Here is a 17,728-nt window from a genome sequence, read left to right as displayed (position 1 = left end):
AATTATTTTAGTTAAAATATAGTAATATTCTAATTATTTTAATTAAAAGACTACAAATGAAAAATACAGACTTTGAAAAAAAAATAGATGAATTGGGGTTAAGCAAAAAAGAATTTGTAGAGCTAGTAGGCATGCCATATCAAACGCTTATGAATTGGAAGCAAAAAGATGAAACTCCTTACTGGGTTGAGCCCTTTCTGTATCACTACGAAAAGGGCAAAAATTTAGATGAGATACTTACGATAATTAAGAAGTATTCTGAAATTATTTAATTAAACTTTCTATATCATCCGCTCTTTTGTCAATATGTTTATATACATACTCTAATGTGTCGTTTATTTCGTAGGTAATTGCTTTTTCAGCATTATCTAGCCTAAAATAAATCATTACAAGCATAACACACACAAACACTCTATAAATCCAAACCATAATAACTCCTTTTTGCTATCTTGTGTATAGCTCGTAAATATTCCCCTCTACGTCAATAGCCTCAACAACCCCTTTGTTTGTCCACATAACCTCTACTGCTTTTAAGTTGCCGTTTGTGCCCATTATTGTTCCGACCCCTGTTCTGCCACGAGTTTGAATAAGACCGTCTATTACTATTTCTCCATTTAAAGTATTAAACCCCTCTACGTTGTAATAATAGCTTCTTTCTTCAGTACTGCTACTCCAGTCATCATCATAGGTGTTTTTTCTTTGTCTATATTCATCATCTGACATCTTGGGGGTATTAAAATTAAAATAGTTTTTTGGTAACTGAAAATTTGGGGCTTCTAGTGGGGCTGGATTAAAAAAATGATCCCCCGCAAACACTATGCTAACAAGGCACAACAACGCTAATATTTTTTTCATATCCTCTCCTTTTCACAACAATAATCAAAATTCTACCACAACCAAACTTTATACTTTGATTAGTCCCAAAAGTAGGTAGATTTGGAACTTAGCTTTGCGCGAAAATCCTCTAAAAATCGCAATAGGAGGAGCACATGGCAATCACTACTACGGGCTATCAAAGCCCCGCAACCAAAAGAGAGGGGCTAAAACCCTCGATTTACGAAAAGATACTTTTAATCGGAGCAGACGAGACACCTATTCTTAGTTTAATAGGCACTTCAATGGTTAAAGGTATCGAACACAGTTGGCTAACAGATACACTGGCAGCCCCAAAGAAAAACGCACAGCTTGAGATTAGCGACTTTGAAGACACTAGAAAATCTACACTTCAAAAGACTTCAAACGCAGTGCAAATTTTCACATCAAACGTAAGTGTTTCTCGCTCAATGCAGGCGGTAGCTACTTATGGTGGTAAAGAGCTTGAAAGAGAAACGGCAAAGAGAGCAAAAGAGCATAAACTTGATATGGAATATGCCCTTTTTGGTCTTGGCAGAGGCTCGGCGCCGACAAATGCCAAGAAGTCGGTTTTTGAAGCTCCAAAAGTAAGAACAGATGGTGCAGCAGGCGAGATGGCGGGCATATTCCACTTCTTAGCAAAAGGCAAAGCTTCTTTTGATACAAACGGAGCTATCGGCATGAGAGGTAACGTTATGGCTTTTGACGCCAGTAAAAATTGGGAGGGCGCTGCGACACTATTAACAGAGGAAGTCTTGGCGCAAATCTTACAGCAAATTTGGGATAGTGGTGCAAAACCTAAAGATGTGTTTTTAGGGGCAGCCCTAAAGCCTGCTATTAATAAATTTGCTCAAAGACAATTCGGAAACGAAAAAGCTATAAATTCAAGCGTTGTTAGTCTTGATACAGACTTTGGAAAGGTCAATTTTAGACTACATAGATTTTTAAGCCCACAATACGGCTTAGGTGACTGTTTGATAGCTGGCGACTTTGAGTATATGAAAAACGGACTTTTGGTTCCAACAGAGCTAAAAGACGTAACTACATCAAAAACAGCTATCCAAAAGAGATACTACACTGAGGGATGCCTTGAGGTGCGAAATGCAGATGCATTTGCTATCGGAGTTGGCTTAAAGGCTAAATAATGTTAGTTAAAAATGCAAAGGAGATACTAGCATTTAAAACAGCGGGAGGCATTAAGCTTCCCCCTGATGAGATGTTGAGTGAGCTATTTTTTGAAGCGATTCTATATGTGTCGAACAAATGTGTTCCTAGCGAACTTTTGAGAAGCACAGATAGTACGGATAGGGTATATCGCCTTGTGGAAGGGGGGCATTTCATCTGCTACCCAGACAAGCCGAATTTCAAGTCGGAAAACGAACATTTGATGATAGATGAAGACCTGACCTACGCTGTCATCAATTACGTGGCGTTCATAATCAATCAAGACCCATTCTATCGCACTCTATCGCTTGAAACAATAGCTGATTTCAACGCAAACGAGGGGAGAGTTTTCGACTATGAATAGAGATATGGAAAAAGCTGCCGAAAACGCGAAAAAAATAAGCAAAATTGATATTTTAAAAATGTTTCAAACAATATCTGATTTTTTCAAGAGCGTGCAAAAAACTATAGAAAAAAGTGAGCTAAAGAGGTAAAAATGATAAGTATACACGAACTCAAACTAGGAAACGAAAAATTAGAGGCATTGAATTTTCTACTACAAAATATATCAGAGCTAGAAAACACACTGAAAACAATAGACGTTTCAGAGATAAGAAGCATAAATTCAAACGTGACAACGCTTTCGGACCATATAGACGAAGCAAAAAGCGATATAGACACAAAAAAAGCGGACTTTGACGAGAAATATCCTATATTAGAAAGGCTAGAATCGCAAATAGAGCCTACAACCCAAAAGATAGACGAATTCAACCAAAACAAGAGTAGTTTTGATAGTGATTTTTCTAGTTTTAGCACAAAAAATAGCGAATTTTTAGAAAAGATAGGCGACTTCAACAAAAAATACACACAAATAGACACAAAACATAGCGAGACACTGCAAAAAGCGGACGAAATAGCTAAAAATAAAAAGCTTTTTGACGTTGATTTCACAAAATTTAAGAGCGATTTTGAGGGGCTAAATACTCTTTTAAAATCGCTTGAAAAGCTAAAAACGGATGTTCAAAGTGTGCTTGATAGCGGTGTAGTGAATGACGCAAGCACTTCAAGTACGCAAACATACTCAAGCCAAAAGATAGCCGAGGTTTTAAGCGAGAAACAAAGAGAATTTGATCAAATAATACAAAGCATAAATCAAAAAATATCAAACGTATCTAATACTGCGGATAACGAAAAATCGGTTCTTGAAGCTACAAAGCTAAGCACTCCTAGAAATATAAACAAAGTAAGCTTTGACGGAACGGAGGACATAACGATCACGGACGATACAAAGCTTGGCAAAGACGAACAAGCCAAAGATAGTGCATTGCTTGAGGGCAGAGCCGCAAGCGAGTTTGCTGCTAGTACGCATAATCACGATGAAGTATATCTAGGTAAAACCGCAACCGCAGCCGATAGTGCTAAGCTTGGCGGAAGTCCTGCGGAGGACTTCATAAAAAAAGAGACAATCCCAAGTGAAATAAAGAGCTTTAGTTATCCGAGCGAGGAAGCAAGCCTTTATAGTCAGGTTAGTAAGCTTATACCATACCTAAATATCCACCATAAAAACACTGACGGAGAATACCTAGCTAACGTAACTAGCAATGAAATAGACTTTGATCTAGGTATCAATTTCATCTGCACTAAAGAAAGCTTTAACGAGGACAACATTACTTTTACTTGCTCTAATGAAAATCAAATAAGAAATCTCGGTAAGAGCGGTTTAATCTTTGTAGAAAACATTATTACAGGCTTTGATGCTAAGTTTAAGATGCTTAATCCGGAAGATTTTGAGACTAAGGGGAAGTCTTTATTTAGTTACTTTATAAGCCCTATTGATAATAAGGTTTATCTACAATTTGCGGGGAATTTAAAATGATTTACGGAAGTTCATTTAGAAAAACTTCATCGGGCTTAAAAGACTATGAGTTTTTATCCCAAGATAAAGGAGAAGGATTATACCATCAAGATAGTTCCGGGGCTATAACTCTTTTGGAGAGAGGAAATATTGTCTCGGGCGGAAGATATGCTCATTCTAGTTCTTATAAAAATATGTTTGGTAAAAGGATAAAAAGTATTTCAGGAGATGCTTTTTATGGCAGTGGTATTCAGAAAGCCGCTTTTCCCAAAGTTAAAGAGATTGGTAAAAGGGCTTTTCAGCAATGCAGGAAATTAACTAAGGTGAAGTTTCCGCTAGTGAAAGAACTTAAGGAGGATACATTTTATATGTGCAAATCATTAACTTCTGCCATATTCCCGGAAGTAACTTCCATCGGTAAAAAGTGCTTTAACAATTGTAACGTTTTGTCGGAAATATCATTCCCAAAAGTAACAACAGTAGGATTCAATGTTTTCCGAGATTCCCTAATTAGAGAGATAGATTTTCCTTTATTAACTTCAGTTGGAGGAGAAGGTTTTTATTCATGTAAAAGACTGGAAAAAGTAAAGTTACCAAACATTGAAACTATAAGCGAGAGTTGTTTTTCTTCTTGTGATAGGTTAGTTGATGTTTATCTTCCTAAAGTAAGAAGTACTGAAGATAATGCATTTTGGGGTTGTAGTGCTTTATCATCGATAACTTTGCCGGAAGTTATATCCGTTGGGAGAGCATCTTTTGTACATTGCAGGGGGTTAACTACTGTATCTCTTCCAAAAGCCAATATAATAAAGGAGTATGCTTTCCATAATTGCAATCGATTAACAGAAATCAATATCCCACTAGTTACCCTTATTGAGCAGGGAGCTTTTTTACAATGTTCTAGCCTTAGAGAACTTACATTACCAAATATTACTCAGATTAATACTAATGCTTTTTCTTCTTGTGACAACTTAAGATTAATAACTTGTAAAAAGGGAATGAGAGACATGGTTAGAACGGCTATAAGAAGCTCAAGCTTATCACAATATATTGAAATTAGGGAAATATAAAATGAAATACTACAACACAAAAACTAAAGAGACTATCTGGGAAAACCATATAGAAACAAAAAAAGGTATATTCTTCTTAGATAGCCTTACAAAAGAGCAAAGAGAAGAGTTTAGCCTTATTCCGATTGTAGAGAATAAGGCTTTAGAGCAGCCTAAAGATAAGTATCAATACATTAAAACAACCACTGAGGAGACTGAAGAAGCTTACATTATTACTGAAGAGATAGCCGATGTTGATATTGAAATGGCTAAGAGCATTAAGCTAGAGGAGCTTAAAAAGATCAGAGAATCTAAGATAGCAGAACCTCTTAACAACGTAGATGTTAGAAATGAGAAGGATATAGACAACCTAGATGGCTCTATTCGATATTTTGAAAGCTTGACAACTACAGGCAAGATTAAATGGACTATGTCAGACGATACTGACAAGGAAATGACTAAGGCTGAGCTAGAGGAAATACTTAAAAATTACGCCCTTAGAAAAGCTTTGATATTTTCACAGTATCAAGCCTATAAAACTCAAGTATCTTCAGCTTCTAGTATAGATGCTATTAAAGCTATAGTGTGGGGGTAGGATATGTTTAGAAACGATTTAGTAGTTACACATCTTGTCGGCACGGGTTCATACAGATTGAAAGAAGCTTTAATATATGTAGGTTCTGACCTTGTCGTGATACCTGCGGGCTTTATTTTTGATGGGGCAAGCGTGCCAAAGCTTTTTACAAACATATTTCCAAAATCAGGAGCTAGATACGATAGGGCGGCTTGTTTGCATGATTGGCTTTATGCTACACAAACCACCAGCAGAAAAGAAGCTGATGATTTGTTTTTGCAGGCAATGAAAGCAGACGGCGTGAATTGGATTACTCGCAAGACTATTTATAGGGCTGTGAGAATGTTTGGGTGGAGTGCGTGGAGAAAGGTGAATAGAGATGAGGCTGATAAGCTTGTTGACAGCTTGTCTTATGCTTAGCGGTTGTGTAGGTATTATCACAAAACATCAATACACATACGAAGAAGTGCGCAATATTGGCAAAGTTGCCTTTTACGGGCTGGGATTTGTTTATAGATTTTATAGAGGTCAAGATGAAAAAAATAATATTTATGGTATTGGTGGTGGTGGTGATGTCAGGATGCAAAGGGATAATAACAGGACATCAATACACCAGTGAGGAAATTTCGGATATTGCTAAATTTAGTAGCGAAAGTGCAAAGCGTGTTAGATTTGCCCTTAAGAAACCAAAAGACATAAATTCAACAGAAGTTGCAAAGTCGTTTGAGAGAATTAAAAAAATCAAAGAAAAAGTAAAAGGCTTAAAAAGTGAATGATAAAATCTGGGATTTTCTAATAAATTGGAGTGTGCCTATCTATGTATTAATACTCTCTGTTTGGGCTGGCACGGCTCACACAGTTAGAAGAATAAGACGAAAAGAAATTCCTTATTTTTCTATTCGTGAATGGGTTGGCGACATAGTCATTAGCTCATTTATAGGGATGGTAACCTTTCATCTGTGTAGATATGCAGGACTTGATGATATGCTGATGGCTTGCTGTGTAGGTATAGCCTCTCACATGGGTACAAGGGCTTTGTCATTGTTTGAAAAAGTGCTTTTAGACAAAGTTAAAGCCAAAGGCATAGACATAAAGGAGGATATGAATGCAAACTACAAAAAAATCGAATAGCGTGCTTGAAGACGTGCAGGATAAACGCACTAAGTGCGTCGTCTATACGAGGGTAATGGGCTATCACAGACCCGTAGAGAGCTTTAACGTCGGTAAAAAAGGCGAGCATAAAGAAAGAGTGAAATTTAAGGAAAGACATGAAACTAACAATACGAAGATTTAAAAATATTTTTGATGGCACGATTGGTAAATTTAGGTTAGAAAATGATGGGCAAATTTTGCTTGATGGATACTCTCTTGAGCCAAAGGGTGCAGACACTACCGAGCCAAATAGAGATAGAAGAGTTCCGCAAGGACTGTATCACATCTCTTGGCATCAAAGCGCAAGATTTAAGCGAACATTGCCACTTTTATATAACGAAGTGGTGCCAAAGAAAAGATATATCCTAATTCATGCCGGCAACTTCCCAAAAGACACTGATGGATGCATACTTTTAGGCAATAGATACGACGAAAAAGGAGTTTATCAAAGCATGAATACGCTTGAAGCCTTTATGTCTCATACAAAAGGCAAACTCTTTGAAGTAGAAATCATAAACGATGGTGTGTAAAAAATGACTCTTGATGAAGCAAAACAAAAAATTGAGGCTCTTGAAAACAAAACAAGCATTCTTAATAGTGAAATAGAGACTCTAAAATCGCTGATTAACTCTTTGACAGGAAGAGTTGTTACGATAGAAACCAATGGGTTAGGGATGCAGGTGCGAGGCATTGAGGAAAATTTAACTTTACAAAAAATAAAAGTCGCAAGGCTGGAGAGGAACAAACGAGATGGCAGATTTTAAAGAAAAACACAAAGAATGCACAATAGAGTTGCTTGGATTGAGTGTCGGAGAAAACACTCCATATAAAATAATGGTAGATTTTTTTGACCAAAAATTCGATGAATATAAAATTCCAGAGGAAAAACGTATTCAGTTTTTTGCAAATATGTTGCCAAGTATGATTATGTCTTTTACTACCTCTGCTATGCAGTTAGCATTAGACTTAGCATACAAACATCTAACTTTTGAAACAGAGCTTCAAGGGCTTCAAAAACAAAACCAAGCCTTAGATGAAAACATCAAAGGCATACAAGAGCAAACCAGAAACACAAGGCTAAAAAATGATGAGCTTGAAGAGCAAAAAGAGCTAAGAAGACAAGGACTTGAAAAACAAAATTTGCTTTTGGACGCCCAAATCCAGAAATTAAAAGATGAAACCGCTCTTGCAAAAAGCCAACAAAAGGCTATCGATAGGCAGGTTGTAGATAATAGGCTTATTAAGGTTTCAAGCATCTTAAAGGACTCCGTATCAGAAAACCACGCAGGCGGTATGGTTGTACCGGCAGAGATGATTAAATATTTCCTTGACGTGCTTCACTACACAATTAAAGACGACGTGCAAAACATCAATAAGCCTTCAAATTACACTATGACAAAGAAATGAACTACATAGGATTTGAAAACTCCTTAAACATAACTAACCCGTCAACAGCAGACGTATATGACTTTATGGCGGGTGGGCTTTTTGACGGGTATTATGCGGGCAGTTACGCATATAACGCCTTAAATTTACCCACTCCAGACTTACGAAGCTTTTTTATAAATCAATCTTTTTCACTTACGGCGGGGCTTTTAGAACTTAACGAGGATTTTTGCGAGTTTGTTTTAATGCCTATGCAGATTATGATTTTAAGAGATGAAAAGGATTATAGCTTTAATGCGTTAGTGCAGACAATAGAAAAGATTATAGAGCATAAAGATAGTTTTGGAGCAAAAAGCCAGAGAGATAAAACAGGCTTTAGCAGGTCAATAGATGGCAACGGCTACATAAAGCAAGGCAGTTTTAAAAACTTTGCTATGGAGCTAATGCACGATAGCTTTATGGAAAACCAAGTTGAAGAGCTTGGATATTCTATGTTTGGACCAATGGGCGGCGCAATAGCTGGAATGATTTATGATGGGCTGGTAAATCATAAATTTGAAGGTGCAAACATAGCTGAAGCTGTTTATGGAGAGTTTAAAAGCTTAGCCTTAAATACAGCCATAAAGTCAGGATTTAAGGCTCTAGGCACTTCAACGGGGTTAGTTGGTAGCTTTGGTTTAACGGTGGCGATAAACGCTCTTGTAAATGAGCTTTTTGAAACGGTTACAGGGCTTGATAACAGCTTTGGTTTTGGTGGGGATTTGGTAGGATTTATGAAAGATAAAGGAGTTTATCAAGAGAAGCTGGGGTTTGTAGACGGGGTTAAAAATTTGTTTGGTGCGCTTGATTTTTATAGAACGGTTGATTATACCGGAAACACGGTCGGGTATGTAGAAAATAACCGAATGTATGAATACACAAACTATCCAACCGTATCTGATGTGATAAAGGGGCGACAGTTTGAAAAGCTAGAGAGCGTTAAAGCGGAGGGCTTTAAGGAGCTTGGCACTCAAAGAGGCAAATACAACTCTAAATTTTCTACTGGTGTTAGTTTGGATAGATATGGAAACATGAGTTTTGATCTAAGTATGAGAAGAGATGTGGATGTAGGCTTTGTAGGTAAATTTCAAGATGTGCTAGACGATATTACAAGAACTAGTGTTTTTGGCGTAGCTCCTAGTCTAGATATAAAAAGTATTACTGAATCAACCGTAGTCACTCAAATAGCTATCTCTATTAGTGTCACTACAGCTACAACATCCATACAAGGCAGTGATAAAAAAATATCAAGTGCAAAAGAAAGTTTTTCGAGAAACAAAGATGGTGGGTTTAGTTTTTCAAATACACAGGCCGGTAATCTTGTAGAGGCTATGGGCAAAGTAGGCTTTGGTAAAGGGTCTTTATCAATAGCAGATATGGCTAAGGCTATGCGTTTGGCAGATAAAATAGGTAAAGAAAAGAGTGGGAGCAACAGAAGCAAAGAAAAAAGCAAGCCTGCAAGAGATAGAACCCCAACAGAGCATTCAAGAGCTCAAAGGGGGAGATCGTATAGGGCAAGACAAAGCATGAGAGAAAAAAATAAACAAAAATAGTTAGTATACAAAAATTCTATTGTGTTACTAATAGTGCTACCACATATACAAAGTGCCGAAACAAACAATATTTTAGCAAAATATCTTGTTACCCCGAGAGGATTCGAACCTCTGTTAGCTGATCCAGAGTTAGCAGTTCTACCGCTAAACTACAGGGTATTCAAAGATAGAATTATACATTAAAATTAATAAAAAAAGATTTTAAATGTATAAATTTTATGATAAATTTACAATTTAATTTTATCAAGATGAGCTATGAATTTCTTAGGTTCATAAAACCCTATAACTCTTGCGCTTTTTAGCTCATCTTCGTCTTTGTAAAATATCAGAGCAGGAGGTCCTATGAGTCCAAATTTTTTCATTAGCTCGTTATCTTCACTCGTGCCTTTTGTCACATCGACTCTTAAAAGAGTAAAATTTTCAAGCCTTTTAAGCACTGCCTCGTCTTTGAATGTTATTTCGTCAAGCTCGTTGCAGCTTACGCACCAAGTAGCATAAAAATCAATCATCACCGGCTTGTTTGAGCTTTTTATAGCGTTTTCAAGCTCATTTATGTTTGATACGCTGATAAATTTTGCCTCTTTGCCAGCAACGCTACTTGAAATTTCAAAATTTGCTAGCGGATTTAGCAGCGACTTTGCTCCCGTAAAAGAGCCGATAATGAGTATAAAAGCGTAGATAAAAAGCGTTAAAAAAGCCGCTTTTATCATCTTTTTACCTGCGCTTGTATTTTCGCTTGTGCTATCAAATGCTCCGAAAAATACGCTCATAAACACAGCCGTAACACCATACAGCAAAAACTCCACACGAGAGCCAAGTACGCGCGCACTAAGCCATATCGCCATAAATATCATGATAAAGCCAAAGAGTCTTTTTATATTATCCATCCAAATTCCCGGGCGCGGAAGCAGCTTGCCGGAACTTGCACCGATGATTAGAAGCGGTACGCCCATACCAAGCCCCATGATAAATAGAGCCGATCCGCCAAATAGCACATTTCCGCTTTGCGCTATGTAAAGTAGCACGCCTGCAAGCGGAGCTGCGACACATGGACTTGCTATGAGCGCCGATAAAAATCCCATGATAAAAATTCCGGCGACCCCGTCCTTGCTTTCAGCCTTTTTGTTAAGTAAATTTTGTATTTTTAACGGCATTTGAAACTCGTAAAGTTCAAACATCGATAAAGCAAGAGCGACAAAGACCAAGCTAAAGCCGATAAGCACGGCAGGAGTTTGAAGCATGCCGCTAAGCCCCGCGCCAAAGACGCTTGCGATGATGCCCACCACCGCGTAAGCTAGCGCCATGGCAAGCACGTATATGAGCGAGAACCAAAATCCTCGTTTTGCGCTTAATTTTTCTCCTGATTTGGATACGATAATGCTTGAAAGTATCGGTATCATAGGAAATATACAAGGGGTAAGTGAAAGTAAAATTCCATAACCAAAAAACGTAATAAGCGATAAAACAAACCCTTTGTCGCTTAAATTTTTAGCGATGCTGTCTTGCTCGGATAAGTCGCTTTCGCCAGGCAGGCTAGAGGCTACGGTCGTATCGCCATCTTTTGGAATTAACGCTATTTTGTATCCGCTTAAGCCGCTTGATACGCTGTAGTTATTTACTTGCGGTTGGTAGCAAATGCCGTTTTTGGCGCAACCTTGATACTCAAGCGCTATATTAAAGCTGTCGCTTTGATTTATCTCTTTAAGCAAACTTATAGGCACAAATAAGCTAAATTTTTCAGGATATACGTCAAAACTGCCGTCGTTTATAAAATTTGGCAAATTTAGCTGATCGTTTAGGAGTTTACCACCGCTAAGAACCTTTACAGTGTCCTTATATACGTAAATATCTTTGGCGAGATCAAATCTAAATTCGACATTTTGGCTATCGGTTTTTGCGCTCAGTCCAAAAGCTTCAGCGACCGAAAGCGGATCGCCAAATGCTGATACGATAAGTAAAAATATAGAAAAAATCGCTTTTTTAAACATATTTGTCCTTAAAAATTTCTAGTCGTATTTTACAAGAATAATATAAAGCCAGTGTTAAATATGCACTCATGCAGTGCGCTTAATTTAAATTTAAGAATCTAAAAAGTAGCATTTGATATATGAAATTTTTAAAAGGAAGCCTTATGTCAAAACACAAAAAAGAAGATAAGCATAACCACAATAAATTCGACTACGAATACGAGCTTAGAAAGCTTCAGATCGAGCTTTTGAAATTTCAAAACTATGTAAAAGAGCAGGGCTTAAGAGTGCTTATTATCGTTGAGGGGCGTGATGCGGCGGGCAAGGGCGGAAGTATAAAGCGCCTAACCGAGCATCTAAACCCGCGCGGATGTCGTATAGTCGCACTTGAAAAGCCAAGCGATGTAGAGCGCTCGCAGTGGTACTTTCAGCGGTATGTGGCGCACCTTCCAAGCGCCGGAGAGATCGTGATATTTGACCGCTCTTGGTACAATAGAGCAGGAGTTGAGCCTGTGATGGGATTTTGCACGCAAGAAGAGCATAAAGAATTCTTGCGCGAGGTGCCTAAATTTGAAGAGATGATAAAAAACTCGGGCATAATTTTCTTTAAATTTTACCTGTCGGTTTCAAAAGAGGAACAGAAAAAACGCTTCAAAGAGCGCCTTACCGATCCGCTTAAGCAGTTTAAAATTTCGCCGGTAGATGCTAAAAGCCAGGAGCTTTGGGATCAATACACTATCGCTAAATACTCCATGCTGCTTGCTTCAAACACGCCTGCTTGCCCATGGACGATAGTAGCGTCTGATAGCAAAAAGCACGCGCGGATAAATATATTTAGGCATATTTTGGCAAATGTCGAATATCCAAAAAAGATAGACGCGAAAAATTTTGAATGCGACCCTGATATCGTAAGAAGCGGCGAAGAGGAGATAAGGCTAATGGAAGTAAATTTAAAGAATGAAAATTTATCAAAAATGAATGGGTGATAAATTTACTTTTGTGTGCTAAAAATTTGCGTTATGCTTGGTATTTGCTTGCTGCCTATATCAAATTTAACCCCTCTTACATCTACATCATAAAGCGAGCTTAAATTCTCTTCGTTTAGTACTTCGCTGCTTTTGCCAAAGACGTAGCTAAGGTCGTTTTTAAGGATGAGAGTGCTGTCAGCTACGGCTAGAGCGTGGTTTGGTTGATGAGTGGTAAAGACGATGCTTGCATTGCATTGCTCTTTTAGACTGCGAATCAGCGTTAAAACCCTATCTTGATTTTTTAGATCAAGCGCGCTTGCGGGCTCATCTAAAAACATCACTTCGCTTCTGCTGGCAATCGCTCTAGCGAAGAGGACAAGCTGCTTTTGTCCGCCTGAAAGGGAGTTGAAGCTTTTATTTTTAAGATATGAAATTTCTAAGCTACAAAGTGCATCTTCGCAAATTTTGATATCCTCTTTGCTCGGCTTTGAAAAAAGCGAAATTTCACGAATCCGCCCCATCAAAACTATATCAAGCACGCTATAGTCAAACGCAACGCTAAAATTTTGCGGTAAAAAGGCAAATTTAGCCTGCGTTTTTACTTCGCCCTCTTTGAGCTTTAAAACTCCCATCATGCAAAACATAAGCGTGCTTTTGCCTTGCCCGTTTAGTCCAAGTATCGCTAGTGTTTCGCCTTTGGCAAGGGCGAAATTTAGCCTGCGAAAGAGAAATTTTTGCTCCTCGTAGTAAAATCTCGCATCTTTTATCTCAAGCAGATTTTGCATTTGACACGCTCCTTTTTAAGAGTATCGCAAAAACCGGGCTTCCGATGAGTGCTAAAAGTATGCTAAGAGGCACTTCTGCGCTGCTTATGCTTCTAGCTAAGTCATCAACAAAGAGCATAAATATCGCGCCTATGACGAAGCAAGCGGGCATCGAGCGAGTGTGGTCGCTTCCGCATATAAGCCTTGCGATGTGAGGCACGACAAAGAAAATCCCTCTTGATCTATTAAAAGAAGAAAAAGCATTTTTGTTACCTATACAAAAAGTATACCAAGGAATACACCCTGGTGTTATAATTAATAATTTGAATAATACTTCTAAAAATAAGAATGGATTAAGTTTTTTAAGTGAAATTTATCAAATACCTCAAAGAGATATGAGGTGTTATGATGAATTTATACCAAAAATTAGCCAAACAATAATGACAAAAGGCAATTGATGCAGTTAGAAAAAACTATTAAAAAACTTTGTGGGGAGTTAAAACTATCAAGTATTGAGGAAAATTTTTATGAAATATCAGTGATTGCAGCTAAGGAAAACTGGAGACATTTACAATTTCTAGAGGAGCTACTCAAAAAAGAAGTTGAGGTTAAAACGAATCGTTCAAAAGCAGTTTTAACAAAAATGGCAGGATTTCCATCTATTAAGACTTTGGAGCAATTTGACTTTACAGGTATTTTAATATGAGTAAAGAAGATACCAATCATCTTTTTCAAATTATTTCTAGAAGATACGAAAAAGGATCTATTATATTTACGTCAAATTTGGTTTTTAGTGAATGGGAAAACCTGTCTATTAATAGCAACAAAGTTATGTCGGCTATACTAGATAGAGTTATACATCATTCACATATAGTAAATATACTAGGTAATAGCTATAGGGCTAAAGAAAAAAGAGAGGAGGGGTTATTGGGCTTAGATATTTATAAGTCCAGTAAGAAAAAGTTAGATACAATTAGCAAAGTAGATTGATTTTAAGTTGCTAAATTTGTTGCCTAGTTTTAGAGTTCGTTTAATACCAAATAACGCTTTTAGCCGTTTCGTTATCGCTGCTACCAATTAAAATGCTTAAAACTTCGCTAAATTCGATGTGATACTGCCCCATCCCAAGTGAGACGAGGCAAGTTATAACCCAAATGGCAATGAGAGTGGAAAGTCTCATTTAGAGTATGATGTGCGGTAGAATTTTTGATAAAACTCCTCAATTTTCTTATCAAAATCCACACCTTTAAAATGCTCAGGATAAAGCCTTATAGCCAGCCATTCCTCGCCAAGCGCCATGGCTTCTGCCGTAGGATAGCCCCAAGCTTTGGCAAATTCAGGCATCATGTAAATTTTATCCATCTTGATAGCCGCTACGTTTGCAAGCTGAGGGTTTGACTTAAGCTCGTTTGGGACCTTCGGATAGCGCTCTTGGACAAATATCATGTCGGGATTATAAGCGATTAAATTTTCGGCTGAAATTTGCTTATATCCTTTGATATCTTTTGCAGCCACGTTTTCTCCGCCCGCTCTTGCAAACAGCACTCCCGTGTATTTGCCGCTTCCGTAAGTGGTAAGATCTGGATTTGCCATGTAAATTCTAACTTTTTTATCTATCTTTAGATTGTCCATTTTGCTTTTTAAGAAGGCTTGTTGATCTTTTACAAATTTAATGAGCTTGGCCGCTTCTTTTTCACGGTTTGCCACTTTGCCAAGTATCTCAACACCTTCATAGTAGCCCTCTGTGTAAGCTTTGGCTTTGTCTTCAAGAGTAGGATTTAGCTTGTCTTTTTCTTTATCCTCTCTTTTTGAAAAGCTGATGCCAACAACCGGTATCTTAAGCTCTTCCATTTTTGCGATATATTCGCTTGGGATGTAATTGGTTACGATAACGACATCGGGTTTTAGCTTAAGAACCGATTCGTAGTTTATGACCTTTAAGTCGCCATATCCTTAAGGCTTGGAGCAAGGCGAGCATAGTTTTTGTCAAGTGTCTTTTCCCAAGTTTCAAGCACGCCAACGACCTTATCCATGGCGTTTATTTGATTAAGCACGTTTAGGCTTTGGTGCTGAAGTACGATTGTTCGCTTAACCTCATCAGGAAGAGTCACATCTCTGCCCAGTTGATCGGTGATGATGCGATCTGCAAATAAAGATGAAGCGCAAAGCGCAAGACTTAATATAAGAGTTGAAAATTTACTCATGTTCTCTCCTTTAAATTATTAGAATATATTTTGTAAAGCTTTAAATTTAAGGGGTTAAAACTAAAAAATATAAAACTATATATTATAAATCATAATGAGTAAATTTTATATAAAAACTGAAATTTAGAAAAATTTTTGGGTTAAAAACACAAGAATGAAATTTGTATGTATCTGAGTGGAATTTTAAATTTATTGATATCTGAGTGGTGAATTTTGATGTGTAAATTCGTATAAATGCAGAGCGTGAGAGGCTAGTATAAACTAGCCCTCGATGTAGTTTTTAAGCTTTCTTCCGACTTTTGGATGTTTTAGCTTTTTGATCGCCGAGCTTTCTATCTGGCGGACACGCTCGCGAGTGACATTTAGCTCCTTGCCGATCTCTTCAAGTGTGCGATCGCTTTCATCTTCAAGTAGGCCAAATCTCATCCTAATAACTGCTTTTTCGCGCTCGTTTAACTGATCAAGAACTTCGTCGATTTGCTCCTTAAGGTCGTTTTTAAGGATGTGATCCATCGGGCTTAGCGAGCTTCTATCCTCGACAAAATCACCAAATTTGCCATCTTCTTCGTTACCGATAGGTGCTTCAAGACTGATAGGCTCTTTTGTTATCTTAATAACTTGTTTAACTTTATCCACACTTAAACCAACCTCTTTGGCGATGATGCTTACATCAGGCTCTTTTCCCTCTTCTTGTAGGTATTTGCGGTTGATTTTGTTTATCCTGTTTATAGTCTCTATCATGTGGATAGGTATGCGGATAGTGCGCGCCTGATCGGCTATCGCGCGGCTTATGGCTTGGCGTATCCACCATGTGGCGTAGGTTGAAAATTTATAGCCTTTTTTATACTCAAATTTATCAACCGCCTTCATAAGACCGATATTTCCTTCTTGGATGAGGTCTAAAAACGGCAAACCGCGGTTTGTGTAGCGCTTGGCGATACTTACGACAAGACGCAAGTTTGACTTGGCCATTCTGGTTTTTGCCTCGTCTGAAATTTTCTTACCGCGTTTTATCTGCTCTAAAATTTCTTTTAACTGGACAGGATCAAGGTCAAATCCTTGCTTGCTCGCCTCTTTTGTTTGAAATAGCTTTTTGATCTCGACATAGGTTGAAACCATCGTAGCCTCAGGCACGCGAGCGATGATATCTTCTTTGCTGAGTTTAATGATGTCTTTTAGGATGCTTTTGTGATTTTTCTTAAGCTCGTCACTAAACATCGGCAGTTTATACTCAAGTCTTTTAAGCTCTCTATCAAACTCATCATCACTCTTTAGAGCCGTTTCCATCGACTTTACGATCTCACTTATGAGCTTGCTTGTAGGACCTAGATCCATTAGCTTGTCTTTTAAAATTTTCTTTTTAAAAGCTAGTGTTAATTTAGCCAAAAGCTCGTCTTCTTGCTCGACGTCGTTTTGCTTGTTAGCCATTTTCATCCAGTCTTTTTTCGCTTTTTCAAGCGCCTTAAAGCTTTCTATAACTTTTTCGGCTCTTTTGTCCTCTTTTTTAGAAGGTTTTTTATGGGCTTCGTTTTCTTCGGACTCTTCTGCATACTCCTCTTCTTCATCCTCTTCGGCCTCATCGCTATTTTCTTCGTCATCAAAGCTTTTAAACAGCTCTTTAACGCGTCTTTCGCGGTTTATAAGAGGCTCTTTATAGTCAAGTATAAAATCAATCAAGTATGGCACCGAACAAAACGCATCGATAATGATATCTTCGCCTAGTTCGATCTTTTTGCTTATTTCAACTTCTTCGTCTTTTGTAAGAAGTGAAATTTGACCCATTTCGCGCAGATACATCCTGACAGGACTATCAGAGCGTGACCATTCAAGTAGATCATTTTCGCTTGCCAGATCAAATTCGTCCTCTAAGCTTTCGTCTTGAAGCCTCTCTCTCTCTTCGCGGCGTTTTTTAGCATCTTCGATATTTTTTAGTTTGGCGATTTCTGCTGCAGTTATGAGTTTAATTTTGTGGGTCTTGGCTAAGGCTTCTATTTTTTTTGCTATTGCACCAGTGGGTGCTTTTTCAAAAAATTTGATAAGTTTTTCGTAAGTTACATAGCCTTTGGCGTTTTCTTGAAACAGTTCTTCTATAAGTGACAACATCTCTTTTTTTGCGCTCATCAGTGGATTCCTTTGCCGCTATTTTTTACTAAAAGGAACTTATTATACTCAGATTTATTTAAATATGTCTGAAAGGTAAT

General features: G+C 37.8%; 27 protein-coding genes and 1 tRNA gene. 18 read left to right on the top strand and 10 right to left on the bottom strand.

Annotated features, from left to right (window positions below; translation table 11 throughout):
• Window positions 1-56: 56 nt before the first annotated feature.
• Window positions 57-272: a hypothetical protein gene (locus CDOMC_RS06065; protein ID WP_172128768.1), complete on the top strand. Its 216-nt coding sequence runs from the start codon at window positions 57-59 to the stop codon at window positions 270-272.
• Here CDOMC_RS06065 and CDOMC_RS06060 read toward each other — a convergent pair.
• Both CDOMC_RS06060 and CDOMC_RS06055 read right to left on the bottom strand, forming a co-directional pair.
• Window positions 265-429 carry a hypothetical protein gene (locus CDOMC_RS06060; protein ID WP_185768458.1) on the bottom strand — a complete coding sequence of 55 codons (165 nt, stop codon included), beginning with the start codon at window positions 427-429 and terminating at the stop codon, window positions 265-267. The two genes, CDOMC_RS06065 and CDOMC_RS06060, sit on opposite strands and share 8 nt — an antisense overlap.
• A gap of 15 nt (window positions 430-444) precedes the next feature.
• Window positions 445-723 carry a hypothetical protein gene (locus CDOMC_RS06055; RefSeq protein ID WP_172128767.1) on the bottom strand — a complete coding sequence of 93 codons (279 nt, stop codon included), beginning with the start codon at window positions 721-723 and terminating at the stop codon, window positions 445-447.
• Window positions 724-989: 266 nt separating this feature from the next.
• On the opposite strand from CDOMC_RS06055, the gene CDOMC_RS06050 reads away from it, so the two are divergent.
• The 14 genes from CDOMC_RS06050 (at window position 990) to CDOMC_RS05985 (ending at window position 9,624) form a co-directional block, all read left to right on the top strand.
• Window positions 990-1,997 carry an SU10 major capsid protein gene (locus CDOMC_RS06050; RefSeq protein ID WP_172128766.1) on the top strand — a complete coding sequence of 336 codons (1,008 nt, stop codon included), beginning with the start codon at window positions 990-992 and terminating at the stop codon, window positions 1,995-1,997.
• Window positions 1,997-2,380 (top strand): hypothetical protein, encoded by a 384-nt coding sequence (locus CDOMC_RS06045; RefSeq protein WP_172128765.1) that lies wholly within the window; start codon window positions 1,997-1,999, stop codon window positions 2,378-2,380. The genes CDOMC_RS06050 and CDOMC_RS06045 overlap by 1 nt, the downstream gene beginning before the upstream one ends.
• Window positions 2,373-2,510 carry a hypothetical protein gene (locus CDOMC_RS06040; protein ID WP_172128764.1) on the top strand — a complete coding sequence of 46 codons (138 nt, stop codon included), beginning with the start codon at window positions 2,373-2,375 and terminating at the stop codon, window positions 2,508-2,510. The genes CDOMC_RS06045 and CDOMC_RS06040 overlap by 8 nt, the downstream gene beginning before the upstream one ends.
• Window positions 2,511-2,512: 2 nt before the next feature.
• On the top strand, window positions 2,513-3,892 hold the full coding sequence (locus CDOMC_RS06035) for a hypothetical protein (RefSeq protein ID WP_185768457.1): 1,380 nt from the start codon (window positions 2,513-2,515) through the stop codon (window positions 3,890-3,892).
• Entirely contained in the window at window positions 3,889-4,941 is a 1,053-nt protein-coding gene (locus CDOMC_RS06030) for a leucine-rich repeat domain-containing protein (protein WP_172128763.1), read from the top strand. The genes CDOMC_RS06035 and CDOMC_RS06030 overlap by 4 nt, the downstream gene beginning before the upstream one ends.
• Window position 4,942: 1 nt before the next feature.
• A complete protein-coding gene (locus CDOMC_RS06025) occupies window positions 4,943-5,515 on the top strand; it encodes a DUF4376 domain-containing protein (RefSeq protein WP_172128762.1) in 573 nt (190 codons plus the stop codon).
• A gap of 3 nt (window positions 5,516-5,518) precedes the next feature.
• Window positions 5,519-5,914 (top strand): DUF1353 domain-containing protein, encoded by a 396-nt coding sequence (locus tag CDOMC_RS06020; RefSeq protein WP_172128761.1) that lies wholly within the window; start codon window positions 5,519-5,521, stop codon window positions 5,912-5,914.
• A 113-nt stretch (window positions 5,915-6,027) separates the two neighbouring features.
• The gene (locus CDOMC_RS06015) at window positions 6,028-6,270 is read left to right on the top strand and encodes a hypothetical protein (RefSeq protein WP_172128760.1); all 243 of its coding nucleotides are present in this window, start codon (window positions 6,028-6,030) and stop codon (window positions 6,268-6,270) included.
• Window positions 6,263-6,625 (top strand): phage holin family protein, encoded by a 363-nt coding sequence (locus CDOMC_RS06010; RefSeq protein WP_218975668.1) that lies wholly within the window; start codon window positions 6,263-6,265, stop codon window positions 6,623-6,625. The genes CDOMC_RS06015 and CDOMC_RS06010 overlap by 8 nt, the downstream gene beginning before the upstream one ends.
• Complete coding sequence (gene nrdD, locus CDOMC_RS06005; RefSeq protein WP_172128759.1) at window positions 6,600-6,788, top strand: anaerobic ribonucleoside-triphosphate reductase; 189 nt, start codon at window positions 6,600-6,602, stop codon at window positions 6,786-6,788. The genes CDOMC_RS06010 and nrdD overlap by 26 nt, the downstream gene beginning before the upstream one ends.
• Window positions 6,763-7,176, top strand: coding sequence for a DUF5675 family protein (locus CDOMC_RS06000; protein WP_172128758.1), 414 nt, complete (start codon window positions 6,763-6,765; stop codon window positions 7,174-7,176). The genes nrdD and CDOMC_RS06000 overlap by 26 nt, the downstream gene beginning before the upstream one ends.
• Before the next feature lie 3 nt (window positions 7,177-7,179).
• Complete coding sequence (locus tag CDOMC_RS05995; RefSeq protein ID WP_172128757.1) at window positions 7,180-7,410, top strand: hypothetical protein; 231 nt, start codon at window positions 7,180-7,182, stop codon at window positions 7,408-7,410.
• A complete protein-coding gene (locus tag CDOMC_RS05990) occupies window positions 7,397-8,053 on the top strand; it encodes a hypothetical protein (protein WP_172128756.1) in 657 nt (218 codons plus the stop codon). The genes CDOMC_RS05995 and CDOMC_RS05990 overlap by 14 nt, the downstream gene beginning before the upstream one ends.
• On the top strand, window positions 8,050-9,624 hold the full coding sequence (locus CDOMC_RS05985) for a hypothetical protein (protein WP_172128755.1): 1,575 nt from the start codon (window positions 8,050-8,052) through the stop codon (window positions 9,622-9,624). Before CDOMC_RS05990 ends, CDOMC_RS05985 begins: the two co-directional genes overlap by 4 nt.
• 88 nt (window positions 9,625-9,712) lie before the next feature.
• On the opposite strand, the gene CDOMC_RS05980 is transcribed toward CDOMC_RS05985, so the two are convergent.
• Both CDOMC_RS05980 and dsbD read right to left on the bottom strand, forming a co-directional pair.
• A tRNA-Gln gene (locus tag CDOMC_RS05980) sits at window positions 9,713-9,783 on the bottom strand.
• Window positions 9,784-9,851: 68 nt separating this feature from the next.
• Window positions 9,852-11,612, bottom strand: a complete 1,761-nt coding sequence (gene dsbD / locus CDOMC_RS05975; protein WP_172128754.1) for a protein-disulfide reductase DsbD — start codon at window positions 11,610-11,612, stop codon at window positions 9,852-9,854.
• 143 nt (window positions 11,613-11,755) lie between these two features.
• Here dsbD and ppk2 point away from each other — a divergent pair, with 143 nt between their 5' ends.
• Window positions 11,756-12,577, top strand: coding sequence for a polyphosphate kinase 2 (ppk2, locus tag CDOMC_RS05970; protein WP_172128753.1), 822 nt, complete (start codon window positions 11,756-11,758; stop codon window positions 12,575-12,577).
• A 5-nt stretch (window positions 12,578-12,582) separates the two neighbouring features.
• Here the strand turns inward: ppk2 and CDOMC_RS05965 are convergent, their stop codons facing one another.
• Window positions 12,583-13,344 carry an ABC transporter ATP-binding protein gene (locus tag CDOMC_RS05965; protein ID WP_172128752.1) on the bottom strand — a complete coding sequence of 254 codons (762 nt, stop codon included), beginning with the start codon at window positions 13,342-13,344 and terminating at the stop codon, window positions 12,583-12,585.
• Window positions 13,328-13,543, bottom strand: a complete 216-nt coding sequence (locus CDOMC_RS05960; RefSeq protein WP_236861288.1) for an iron chelate uptake ABC transporter family permease subunit — start codon at window positions 13,541-13,543, stop codon at window positions 13,328-13,330. Before CDOMC_RS05960 ends, CDOMC_RS05965 begins: the two co-directional genes overlap by 17 nt.
• Before the next feature lie 237 nt (window positions 13,544-13,780).
• On the opposite strand from CDOMC_RS05960, the gene CDOMC_RS10190 reads away from it, so the two are divergent.
• Window positions 13,781-14,029: an ATP-binding protein gene (locus CDOMC_RS10190; RefSeq protein ID WP_236861287.1), complete on the top strand. Its 249-nt coding sequence runs from the start codon at window positions 13,781-13,783 to the stop codon at window positions 14,027-14,029.
• On the top strand, window positions 14,026-14,313 hold the full coding sequence (locus CDOMC_RS10185; protein ID WP_236861286.1) for an ATP-binding protein: 288 nt from the start codon (window positions 14,026-14,028) through the stop codon (window positions 14,311-14,313). The genes CDOMC_RS10190 and CDOMC_RS10185 overlap by 4 nt, the downstream gene beginning before the upstream one ends.
• A 40-nt stretch (window positions 14,314-14,353) precedes the next feature.
• Here the strand turns inward: CDOMC_RS10185 and CDOMC_RS05950 are convergent, their stop codons facing one another.
• From CDOMC_RS05950 to rpoD, 4 genes are all read right to left on the bottom strand, one after another.
• Window positions 14,354-14,503 carry a hypothetical protein gene (locus tag CDOMC_RS05950; protein WP_185768456.1) on the bottom strand — a complete coding sequence of 50 codons (150 nt, stop codon included), beginning with the start codon at window positions 14,501-14,503 and terminating at the stop codon, window positions 14,354-14,356.
• Window positions 14,500-15,198, bottom strand: coding sequence for an ABC transporter substrate-binding protein (locus tag CDOMC_RS05945; protein WP_236861372.1), 699 nt, complete (start codon window positions 15,196-15,198; stop codon window positions 14,500-14,502). The genes CDOMC_RS05950 and CDOMC_RS05945 overlap by 4 nt, the downstream gene beginning before the upstream one ends.
• A gap of 62 nt (window positions 15,199-15,260) precedes the next feature.
• Window positions 15,261-15,527, bottom strand: a complete 267-nt coding sequence (locus CDOMC_RS10180; RefSeq protein WP_236861285.1) for a hypothetical protein — start codon at window positions 15,525-15,527, stop codon at window positions 15,261-15,263.
• A gap of 261 nt (window positions 15,528-15,788) precedes the next feature.
• Window positions 15,789-17,630, bottom strand: a complete 1,842-nt coding sequence (gene rpoD / locus CDOMC_RS05940; protein ID WP_442861621.1) for an RNA polymerase sigma factor RpoD — start codon at window positions 17,628-17,630, stop codon at window positions 15,789-15,791.
• Window positions 17,631-17,728 lie beyond the last annotated feature (98 nt).

The organism is Campylobacter sp. RM16192 (genome assembly GCF_004803855.2).
Taxonomy (GTDB): Bacteria; Campylobacterota; Campylobacteria; order Campylobacterales; family Campylobacteraceae; genus Campylobacter_A.
This window is presented reverse-complemented; position numbering and strand designations above follow the sequence as displayed.